Below are 10882 nucleotides of genomic sequence, written 5' to 3'. Positions count from 1 at the left end.
GACAATGAACACATGAGAATTCTTGGCATTGACCCCGGTTTGCAGACCACTGGTTTTGGCGTGATAGACGTCCAAGGCTCAAAGCTCACCTATGTGGCCAGTGGCGTCATCAAAACCGACAAGGTCAATCAGGGCCATCTGCCGCAACGGCTGAAAGTTATTTACGACGGCATTTTAGAAATCAATGCGCGCTATCAACCCGAGGTGGCGTCGGTCGAAATTGTGTTCGTCAATGTCAACCCCCAAGCCACTTTGCTATTGGGCCAAGCTCGTGGTTGTTGCCTGACGGCTTTGGTCTCATGCGAACTGCCAGTCGCTGAGTACACCGCATTGCAAATGAAGAAAGCCATCACGGGTCATGGCCGCGCTGCCAAGTCTCAAATTCAAGAGATGGTCAAGCGCATGCTCAAACTTCCTGCAGCCCCAGGTCCCGATGCTTCCGATGCTTTAGGCTTGGCCATTACCCATGCCCATGCCAGCCCTTCGATGAACAAACTGGCCGCATTGGATGTCTTGAATCGCAAAACCCATGGCATGTACAAAGGTGGCCGCAGCCACTGATGAGGGTCTACTTGGGCAAGACCATTTGATCGCGCTTGGCCAAGGCTGGGAATACTTTGAGGGCCGCAACGGCGACACCCACCGTTGCCAGCCCCCCAAAGACCACTGAACCTACAGGCCCCCACATGGACGCTGTGGCACCCGATTCAAATTCACCCAGTTGATTGGAAGCACCAATGAAAATCGAATTGACTGCGGCCACCCTGCCGCGCATGTCATCGGGTGTTTCCAACTGCATAAGTGTTAGCCTGACCACCACACTCACATTGTCTGCAGCGCCTGCAACCATGAGGGCAGCAATCGACAAACCCATGTGGGTTGAAATACCAAATACAAAATTCGCCAGGCCAAACACTGCGACAGCAACCAGTAACCAACGACCTACTTTTCGCTCAATGGGAAATTGCGTCAGAAGGGCTGCCATCAACAGTGCGCCAACAGCAGGCGCCGATCTCAAAACACCCAAACCTTCTGGGCCCGTGTGCAAGATGTCTTTGGCGTAGATGGGCAACAAGGCTGTCACGCCCCCCAACAGCACTGCAAATAGATCGAGTGCGAAAGCCCCCAAAATCACTTTGTGACGCCAAACAAAATACGCACCGGCCATGACGCTTTGCAAATCGACAGCAGCATTGGATGGCTTGTGCTCATAGCGAACAGTGAGCGAGATCAAAAACGCAAATAACAAGAACAGGGCACATGAAGCGTAAACCGCATTGACATGCAAGGCATACAAAATACCGCCCAAGGCAGGGCCACCTACCACTGCAGCTTGCACGCCCGTTGAGCTCATGGCCACCGCACGTGGCAACAAATGGGCGGGCACCAAATGCGGCGTGAGGGCTTGTTGAGTTGGCATTTGAAAAGAACGCACAACGCCCAAAATAGCAGACACAAAAAACACCAACTCACGCGTGACGGAATCGGTGTGAGTGCCCCACACCAGCAAACAAGCCACAGCGGCCTGAAGCAACATGCAAACTGAATAAATGTGAACCTTGTTGAGCCTGTCAACAATGTGCCCAGCGGGCAAGGTCATGATTAAGGACGGCACAAATTGAAACAGGCCCACCAAGCCCAAATCCCAAGCGCTGCCCGTAATCTCGTACATGTGCCATGCCAATGCCACCATGAGCATTTGATTGGCCAAAATACCGGCCAATCGAGCCATCCAAAATCGCATGAAGGCTTGGTATTGCCACAAGTCCCGCAGGTTGGATGGAGCCGCTTCCTGATTCAAACTCAATTACCAGGCACGCACCGGCAAGGCAAAACCTGCAGGTGCTTTTTTGACGTCTTCAAAACTCACAATTTCGTAAGCGTCGGGTTGCGCCAGTAGCGCCCTGATCAACTGATTGTTCATGGCATGTCCAGATCTGAAAGCGGTATAGCTGGCAATGAAAGGCTTGCCGATGATGTACAAATCGCCCATGGCATCCAGAATTTTGTGTTTGACGAACTCGTCGTCATAACGCAGGCCATCGCTGTTCAAGACCTTGTAGTCGTCCATCACAATGGCGTTGTCTAGGCCACCGCCCAAGGCCAAGCCATTGGAGCGCAGCATTTCGACATCTTTGGTAAACCCAAAAGTGCGCGCACGCGCAATGTCACGGGCATAGACATCGCGACCCATGTCAAACACCACTTGTTGGCCAGTGGAGTCAACAGCAGGATGGTGAAAATCAATTTCAAAACTCAGGCGGTACCCATCGTAGGGTTCAAGTTTGGCCCACTTGACGTTTTCGCCTTGGCCCTCGCGCACTTCGACAGTTTTTAGTACGCGGATGAATTTCTTGGGTGCTTTTTGCAGCTCAATGCCGGCGCTTTGCAGCAGAAACACAAAGGAAGAAGCCGAGCCATCCAAAATAGGCACTTCTTCTGCGGTGATGTCGATGATCAAATTGTCGATGCCCAAGCCGGCACAAGCTGACATCAGATGTTCGACAGTGTGCACCTTGGCCTGACCACTCGAAATGGTGGATGCCAAGCGCGTGTCGGTGACGCTGAGGGCATTGATGTGAATGTCGACGGGTTCGGCCAAATCAACACGCCGAAAAACAATGCCCGTGTCGACGGGTGCAGGCCGCAGGGTTAACTCAACCCTTTGGCCGCTGTGCAAACCCACACCCACCGCTTGAGTGAGGGTTTTGATGGTTCTTTGAGCAAGCATGGGCTGATTTTAATTTCTCAAGCCCAAACTTGCACGAAGAGGGTTTTGGAAACCCACTGCTTTTGAAAAATTAGTCCGCTTGCTTGCGCAAGAAGGCTGGAATTTCAATGTCGTCCATGCCCGCAGAAGCCATGCCGTCTACTTTGGCAGCGGCTTGCGTGCGGTTGGTACGCCACACGCTAGGTGTGTTCAAGCGACCATAGTCACCACCCAAAGCTGCGCTGTGACCGCCCAATGTGGGAGACACGGCATCGCCGGTGTCGACAGTGAAAGGCACATTGTCAGTACCAGTACGCAGCACTTGCAAAGGTGGCGCTGTGCGGCGAGCATTTTGGCTGGACAAGCCAGTGGCCACCACGGTCACACGAATTTCATCGCCCAGGCTTTCGTCGTAAGCGGTACCGTAAATGACGTGTGCGCTTTCAGATGCATAAGCACGGATGGTGTTCATGGCTTGCTTGGATTCGCTCAATTTGAGTGAACCTTTGGCAGCACTGATCAAGACCAGCACGCCTTTGGCGCCAGACAAATCGATACCTTCCAGCAATGGACATGCCACAGCTTGCTCGGAAGCAATGCGCGCACGGTCTGGGCCGCTGGCAGAAGCGGTGCCCATCATGGCTTTACCGGGTTCGCCCATGACAGTGCGCACGTCTTCAAAGTCAACGTTCACATGACCAGGCACATTGATGATTTCTGCAATACCGCCCACGGCGTTTTTGAGCACGTCGTTGGCGTGCGCAAAAGCTTCGTCTTGGGTCATGTCTTCGCCGCCTGGCAATTCCATCAACTTTTCATTGAGCACCACGATCAATGAGTCGACGTTGGCTTCGAGTTCGGCCAAACCAGATTCGGCGCTCTGCATGCGGCGACCGCCTTCAAAGTCGAAAGGCTTGGTGACCACACCCACTGTGAGGATGCCCATTTCTTTGGCCACACGCGCAATCACAGGCGCAGCGCCTGTGCCGGTACCACCGCCCATACCGGCTGTGATGAACAACATGTGCGCGCCTTCGATGGCAGCGCGAATGTCTTCCACAGCTTCTTCAGCGGCATCGCGACCTTTTTCTGGTTTGCTACCTGCTCCCAAACCGGTGTGACCCAATTGGATGAAGCGGTGCGCTGCGCTGCGAGCCAATGCCTGGGCATCGGTGTTGGCGCAAATGAATTCAACGCCTTGAACGTTGCGCTCGATCATGTGCTCGACAGCGTTACCGCCGCCACCGCCCACGCCGATGACTTTAATTTGCGTTCCTTGATTGAACTCTTCGACTTGGATCATTTCAATGCTCATGGTGCTCTCCTAAAACTGTTGCAGTTGCCTAAATATTGATTTTCGAAAATTTTATTTTTGTTGGGTAAAGTGAGATTCAACATCGCTGATGTGGACTCCCCCTTGCCAAGTAAAGTTTGCGCCAGTCCATTAGAAATTCCCCACAATGAAGTCTTTCAAACGCGTGAAAGCATTGTTCATGGAACCCTTCTTTTGGGAAACTTTAAAACCTCTGAGGCGGGCCAAGCGGGCTTCTTCCATCAAGCCCATCACCGTGGCCACGCGGGGTTGACTGACCATGTCAGACAGCGCGCCGCTGTATTTGGGAACACCGCGTCTAACGGGCTTCAAGAAAATGTCTTCACCCAGCTCAACCATGCCGGGCATGACCGCGCTGCCGCCTGTCAGTACGATGCCAGAAGACAAAACTTCTTCGTAACCTGATTCGCGAATGACTTGTTGAACCAATGAAAAAATTTCTTCGACACGCGGTTCAATGACGCCGGCCAAAGCTTGCTTGGACAACATTCGGGGTGCACGGTCGCCTAAACCAGGTACTTCGACTTGTGCTTCTGGATCCGCCAACAATTGCTTGGCGCAACCGCTCTCAACCTTGATGTCTTCGGCATCTTTGGTGGGTGTGCGAAGTGCCATGGCGATGTCGCTGGTAATCAAATCGCCAGCAATTGGAATGACTGCGGTATGTCGAATAGCGCCATTGGTAAAGATGGCCACATCGGTGGTACCTGCGCCAATGTCGACGCAAGCCACACCCAGTTCGCGCTCGTCTTCTGTCAACACAGCCAAACTGGAGGACAAAGGATTAAGCAACAACTGATCGACTTCAAGTCCACAGCGGCGCACACACTTGATGATGTTTTCTGCAGCGCTTTGGGCGCCTGTCACGATGTGCACCTTGGCTTCTAGGCGCATACCGCTCATGCCAATGGGCTCTTTCACATCTTGACCATCGATCACAAATTCTTGAGGCGCCACCAACAACAAACGTTGGTCTGTTGAAATATTGATGGCGCGTGCTGTTTCGACCACACGGGCCACATCGGCTGGCGTAACCTCTTTGTCTTTGACAGCCACCATGCCGCTGGAGTTCAAGCCGCGAATATGACTGCCCGTAATGCCCGTGTTGACGCGTGTGATTTTGCAGTCCGCCATCAACTCCGCTTCTTTCAAAGCTTGCTGAATGCTCTGCACCGTAGCGTCAATGTTGACCACCACACCGCGCTTCAAACCGTTGCCTGGTGCGACACCCATGCCGGCCAACTTTAACTCGCCACCTGGCATGACCTCGGCGACGACGACCATGACCTTGGATGTTCCAATGTCAAGACCGACCACCAAATCTTTGTACTCTTTTGCCATATGTTCAACCGTTCTTGTCTAAATCTTCAATCTACTGTTCAAGGTTTTTTCAAAGCCTCTGGGACCACCGTACTCACACCTCTTAAGCGCAGGGCATAACCATTGTCATAGCGCAAATCAGCGGACAACAAGGATGTAACCGAGCGGCCATAACGCGATGCCACTTGGGTCAAAGTTTTATAAAACAATTGCAATCTGTCGCCAATTTCTTGTTGCGTGCCATGGCCCAATTCAAGGGTGGCACCCGAAGCCAACTGAGCCGACCAACTACCCCGTTGGCTGAGTTCCAATTTATCCAGCGTCATGTCCATCTTGGCCAACATAGGCTTCAAAAATTTGTACATGTCCAACACAGTTTTAGCTTGTGACTCAGGCCCCTTCAAGAGGGGTAAGCTTTCTGTTTCAACATCGTCCGCGTTGACCTCAAAGACAGCGCCCTCGACACTCAGGAATTTGCCATCGCCCTCGAAACCCCACTGCGCCACAGGCTGATATTCAGCCAAAGTCACTGACAAGCGATTTGGAAACTCACGTCTTACCAAGGCAGAACGAATCCATGGGATTTGTTCAAACGCTTGCCGTGCTTGCAATAAGTTGAGGGTGAAAAAATTGCCTGACAGTTGCGGCAACACATTGGCACGCAAAGTGACAGCATTGCTGTGGGTGACATCACCCTTCACCGTAATACCCTGGATGGAAAACGCCGGGTGCCGCAACAGCCATCCGATGGTGCTTGCGATGCACAACAAGAAGGCCAGACCCAACAAGGTCAACGACGTCCATTGCATCAGTCGCACATCCATGGGCAAGACAATGGGTTTTTTCATGCCACTCCCTTGCTATTGGTAGGATGCTCTAAGCCTGCATTGCTTAACAAATGCAAACACAGCGCCTCATAGTCCATGCCCGCTGCTTTGGCCGACATGGGCACCAACGAGTGGCTGGTCATGCCAGGTGACGTATTGATTTCGAGCAGATAGGCTTGTCTTGTCTTGGCGTCAATCATGACGTCGACGCGTCCCCAACCTTTACAGCCCAAGACGCGGTAGGCCTTCAGCACATGCGCTTGAATGGCTTTTTCCTCGGCCTCTGGTAAACCGCACGGCACCAAATATTGGGTGTCGTCGGTAAAGTATTTGTTCTCGTAGTCGTAGTTGCCTGCAGGCGCCACAATGCGAATCACGGGCAGGGCCTGGGCGTTGTCGCCCTCACCCAAGACGGGACATGTCACTTCATCGCCCGCAATGAACTGTTCACACAAAATATCGGTGTCGCATTTGGCAGCTTCTTCAAGGGCATGTTGAAGCTCACTGGCGTTGACAACCTTGAACACGCCAATTGACGAGCCTTCGCGGGCTGGTTTGACAATCAAGGGCAGTCCCAAAGTTTGCAGCACTTGCGCTTGGGCTGCAGCACCTAAGTTGTCGTTTTTGAGCAAGACATATTTGGGTGTGGGCACGCCTTCAGACAGCCACACCCGCTTGGTCATGGTTTTGTCGATGGCAATGCTAGAAGCCATGACACCTGAACCCGTGTAGGGAATGCCAAGCAACTCGAGAGCGCCCTGAACAGTGCCGTCTTCGCCAAAGCGGCCGTGCAAAGCAATGAAGCAACGATCGAAATTTTCTTTTTTGAGTTCTGCTAAATCGCGTTCAGCTGGATCGAAAGGATGTGCATCGATACCCTGTGCGCGCAAAGCGGCCAAAACACCTTGACCAGACATGAAAGAGATTTCACGTTCGGCAGAACGCCCCCCCATGAGGACCGCTACTTTGCCAAATTGCAGAGACGCTGCACTCATGCCGCACCTCCCATTTTTTGGACTTGAGCGGGCACTGCGCCGATAGAGCCGGCACCCATGCAAATGACGACGTCGCCGTCATTCGCATTGTCAAAAATAGCCTGCGCCATGCCCTCAATTTTATCTACAAAAACAGGTTCAATTTTGCCTGCGACACGTAAAGCTCGCACTAAAGTTCTGCCATCTGCCGCAACGATGGGCGACTCACCCGCGGCATAAACTTCTGACAACAAAACAGTGTCTGAACCATGGCTGATGACTTTGACAAAGTCTTCAAAACAATCGCGTGTTCGGCTGTATCTGTGCGGCTGAAAAGCCAAGACCAAACGACGCCCCGGAAACGCACCGCGTGCGGCAGCCAAGGTGGCCGCCATCTCGACGGGATGGTGACCATAATCGTCAATCAATGTGAAGCTACCTGGCTTTTTTTGCAGTTTGACTTCGCCATACCTTTGGAAACGGCGACCCACGCCTTTGAAGTTGGCCAATGCTCGGACCACAGCGGCATCGTCCACTCCCAATTCAACGGCAACGGCTATGGCGGCCAGAGCATTCAAGACGTTGTGCTCACCCGGCAAATTCAACACGATTTGAAGGTCGGACAAGACGACGCCATTGCGGCGCTGAACGGTGAAGCGCATCTGACCGTTTTCGGCTTTCACACCGATGGCTCTGATTTGTGCGCCTTCCTGCAAACCATAGGTGGTGACAGGTCTGGCCAAGGCGTCAATGATGCTTCGCACGCCGGGATCGTCGGCGCACAAGATGGCTGTGCCATAAAAAGGCATGCGGTGCAAAAAGTCGACAAATGCAGACTTCAATTTCTCGAAGTCGTGACCATAGGTTTCCATGTGGTCCGCATCGATGTTGGTCACCACCGCCATCACGGGCAACAGATTCAAGAAGGATGCGTCCGACTCATCGGCTTCCACCACAATGTAGTCACCGGTTCCCAGTTTGGCATTGGTCCCCGCACTGTTAAGCCGCCCACCAATGACGAAGGTTGGATCTAGACCGCCTTCTGCCAAAACACTGGCCACCAAACTGGTGGTGGTGGTTTTGCCGTGTGTGCCAGCAATGGCCACACCTTGCTTCATGCGCATTAACTCGGCCAACATGACAGCGCGGGGCACCACGGGAATGTGCTTGGCACGTGCGACCAATACTTCTGGATTGTCTGACTTGACGGCAGTCGACGTGACCACCGCATCGGCACCTTGCACATTCTCGGCACTGTGACCGACATGGGTTTGGATGCCCAAACCCGACAAACGTCGCAAGGTTGGACTATCGGCCAAATCAGAGCCCGATACGGTATAGCCCAAGTTGAGCAAAACTTCTGCAATGCCGCTCATGCCGGAACCACCGACACCAATGAAATGAATATGACGAATGGCGTGTTTCATGCGGCCAAGGCCTCACAGGCTGCAACCACTTCTTGGGTGGCGTGGATTTTTTTCATAGCCCAGGCTTTTTCTGCACAGGCCAACAATTCTGGACGGGTCAATTGCTGCAAACGTGCAGCCAACAGCTCGGGGGTTAGCTGAGCCTGAGGCATGAGCCAACCTGCACCCTGTTTGACCAAGAAATTGGCATTGGTCGTTTGGTGATCGTCCACCGCAAAAGGGAAAGGCACATAAATAGCGGCTGCGCCAACGGCTGCAATTTCTGTCACGGTACTGGCACCGGCACGGCAAATGATCAAATCGGCATCGGCAAATGCTTGGGCGGTATCCTCAATGAAAGGGGTCAGTTCCGCTTTAACGCCCGCGTTGGCATAGTTGTTTTTCAGGGCTTCAATCTGTTTGGCACCGCTTTGATGGACCACCACAGGCCGGTCGGTTTCAGGCAACAAAGCCAAAGCTTTGGGCACGATGTCATTCAAAGCCTGCGCACCCAAGCTGCCACCGACCACCCACAATTTCAAAGGTCCACTTCGGCCTTCGAAACGTGTTGCTGGGGAGGGTTTGTTCAAGAAATCTTGACGCAAGGGATTGCCAACCCAAAGACCTTTGTTGAGCACATCGGGGAATGCGGTATAAATTTTGTCGGCAACACCTGCCAAAACTTTGTTGGCCATTCCTGCAACAGAGTTTTGTTCGTGCAACACCAAAGGTTTGCCCAACAGCACAGACATCATGCCGCCAGGAAAAGTGATGTAGCCACCCAGACCGACCACCACGTTGGGCTTGACTCGTCGCACCACCAAAATGCTTTGCCAAAATGCTTTGAGCAATCGCAAGGGAAGCAATGCCAAACTGAGCGGACCTTTACCGCGCACACCCCCAAACTCAACGGGCTCAAACGCAAAGCCACGCTGCGGCACCCACTGGCTTTCCATGTTGCCGGGCACACCCAACCAATGGACACGCCAACCTGCTGCACGCAAAGATTCGGCCACAGCCAGGCCTGGGAAAATATGTCCGCCCGTTCCGCCCGCCATGATCAATGCGCAGCGACTCATGATCGGCCTCCCCGCATCATTTGCTTGTTCTCGGAATCGATGCGCAAGACGATGGCGATGGCCACCATGTTCATCAAGATGGCCGATCCGCCATAACTCATGAGCGGCAAAGTCAAACCTTTGGTGGGCAATGCACCCAAGTTCACGCCCATGTTGATGAAGGACTGAAAGCCAATCCAAATACCCACACCCTGCGCCACCAAACCTGCAAAGGTGCGGTCCAAGGCCAAGGCTTGACGACCAATGACCATGATGCGACGGCTGAGCCACAAGAACATGCCGATGACAGCAACCACACCCACCAAACCAAATTCTTCGCCAATCACAGCCAACAAAAAGTCGGTGTGCGCTTCAGGCAACCAGTGCAATTTCTCAACACTGCCGCCCAATCCCACACCAAAGATTTCACCGCGACCAATGGCAATCAAAGAGTGCGAGAGTTGATACCCCTTACCCAATGTGTGCGTGGGATCCCAAGGATCCAGGTAAGCAAAAATTCGTTCGCGGCGCCAAGGCGACGTCGCAATGATCATGGCGAATGCAAACACCAAGATGGCCAAGATCAGGAAGAACATGCGGGCATTCACGCCGCCCAAAAATAAAATGCCCATGGCGATGATGGCAATCACCAGGAACGCACCCATGTCTGGTTCAGCCAACAAGAAGATACCTGCCAAACCAACAGCCGCACCCATCGGCAATACCGCGCGGAAGAAGCGCTCTTTCACCTCCATTTTGCGGACCATGTAATCGGAGGCATAAATGATGACGGCCAGTTTGGCAAATTCAGAAGGCTGGAAGTTGATGATGCCCAAAGAAATCCAGCGTCTGGCGCCATTCACTCCTTTGCCAATGAATGGCAGCAACACTGCCGCTAAAAGAATGAGGGCGGCGATGAACAGGGGCCGTGCATTTTTTTCCCATGTTTCAAGAGGCACTTGGAACGCTAACAAGGCAACTCCAAAACCAATTGCAATGGAAATGATGTGTCGCATCAAGAAATGCGTTTGTGCGTAGCGGGCAAACTTGGGGTTGTCAGGCATGGCTATGCTGGCCGAGTAGACCATGATCATTCCCCACATCAACAAAGCCACCACCACCCACAAAAGGGTTTGGTCGATGTTTTGAATCTTGCCTTGCGCACCTGAGTTTTTGGCGTAGTCGTAGCTGCCCAAATTGACAGGCAGTCCCATTTCGCCGGAGGCTTGCATGGCGCCGCCGCCCATTCGGCCG

The 10882-nt window shown here is 53.0% G+C and carries 10 protein-coding genes; 1 reads left to right on the top strand and 9 read right to left on the bottom strand.

Annotated features, from left to right (window positions below; genetic code table 11):
* Nucleotides 1-12 precede the first annotated feature (12 nt).
* Entirely contained in the window at nt 13-561 is a 549-nt protein-coding gene (ruvC, locus tag AMM03_RS08700) for a crossover junction endodeoxyribonuclease RuvC (protein WP_090130430.1), read from the top strand.
* Between the two features lie 7 nt (nt 562-568).
* Here ruvC and AMM03_RS08695 read toward each other — a convergent pair whose 3' ends face one another.
* The 9 genes from AMM03_RS08695 to ftsW form a co-directional block, all read right to left on the bottom strand.
* Nucleotides 569-1744: an MFS transporter gene (locus AMM03_RS08695; protein ID WP_090130826.1), complete on the bottom strand. Its 1176-nt coding sequence runs from the start codon at nt 1742-1744 to the stop codon at nt 569-571.
* Between the two features lie 63 nt (nt 1745-1807).
* Nucleotides 1808-2731: a UDP-3-O-acyl-N-acetylglucosamine deacetylase gene (gene lpxC, locus AMM03_RS08690; RefSeq protein ID WP_090130428.1), complete on the bottom strand. Its 924-nt coding sequence runs from the start codon at nt 2729-2731 to the stop codon at nt 1808-1810.
* Nucleotides 2732-2801: 70 nt separating this feature from the next.
* Complete coding sequence (ftsZ, locus tag AMM03_RS08685) at nt 2802-4025, bottom strand: cell division protein FtsZ (RefSeq protein WP_090130426.1); 1224 nt, start codon at nt 4023-4025, stop codon at nt 2802-2804.
* 129 nt (nt 4026-4154) lie between these two features.
* Entirely contained in the window at nt 4155-5384 is a 1230-nt protein-coding gene (gene ftsA, locus AMM03_RS08680) for a cell division protein FtsA (protein ID WP_090130424.1), read from the bottom strand.
* Nucleotides 5385-5422: 38 nt separating this feature from the next.
* Entirely contained in the window at nt 5423-6211 is a 789-nt protein-coding gene (locus AMM03_RS08675; RefSeq protein WP_090130422.1) for a cell division protein FtsQ/DivIB, read from the bottom strand.
* Nucleotides 6208-7185 (bottom strand): D-alanine--D-alanine ligase, encoded by a 978-nt coding sequence (locus AMM03_RS08670; protein ID WP_090130421.1) that lies wholly within the window; start codon nt 7183-7185, stop codon nt 6208-6210. Before AMM03_RS08670 ends, AMM03_RS08675 begins: the two co-directional genes overlap by 4 nt.
* Nucleotides 7182-8591 carry a UDP-N-acetylmuramate--L-alanine ligase gene (gene murC, locus AMM03_RS08665; protein ID WP_090130419.1) on the bottom strand — a complete coding sequence of 470 codons (1410 nt, stop codon included), beginning with the start codon at nt 8589-8591 and terminating at the stop codon, nt 7182-7184. Before murC ends, AMM03_RS08670 begins: the two co-directional genes overlap by 4 nt.
* Complete coding sequence (gene murG, locus AMM03_RS08660; protein ID WP_369793679.1) at nt 8588-9649, bottom strand: undecaprenyldiphospho-muramoylpentapeptide beta-N-acetylglucosaminyltransferase; 1062 nt, start codon at nt 9647-9649, stop codon at nt 8588-8590. Before murG ends, murC begins: the two co-directional genes overlap by 4 nt.
* On the bottom strand, nt 9646-10875 hold the full coding sequence (gene ftsW / locus AMM03_RS08655; RefSeq protein WP_090130823.1) for a putative lipid II flippase FtsW: 1230 nt from the start codon (nt 10873-10875) through the stop codon (nt 9646-9648). The genes murG and ftsW overlap by 4 nt, the downstream gene beginning before the upstream one ends.
* Nucleotides 10876-10882 lie beyond the last annotated feature (7 nt).

Source organism: Limnohabitans sp. Rim11, from assembly GCF_001269365.1.
In the GTDB taxonomy this organism is placed as follows: Bacteria; Pseudomonadota; Gammaproteobacteria; order Burkholderiales; family Burkholderiaceae_C; genus Limnohabitans_A.
Note: the sequence above shows the minus strand (reverse complement) of the source record. Positions and strands in the feature narration are given on the sequence as shown.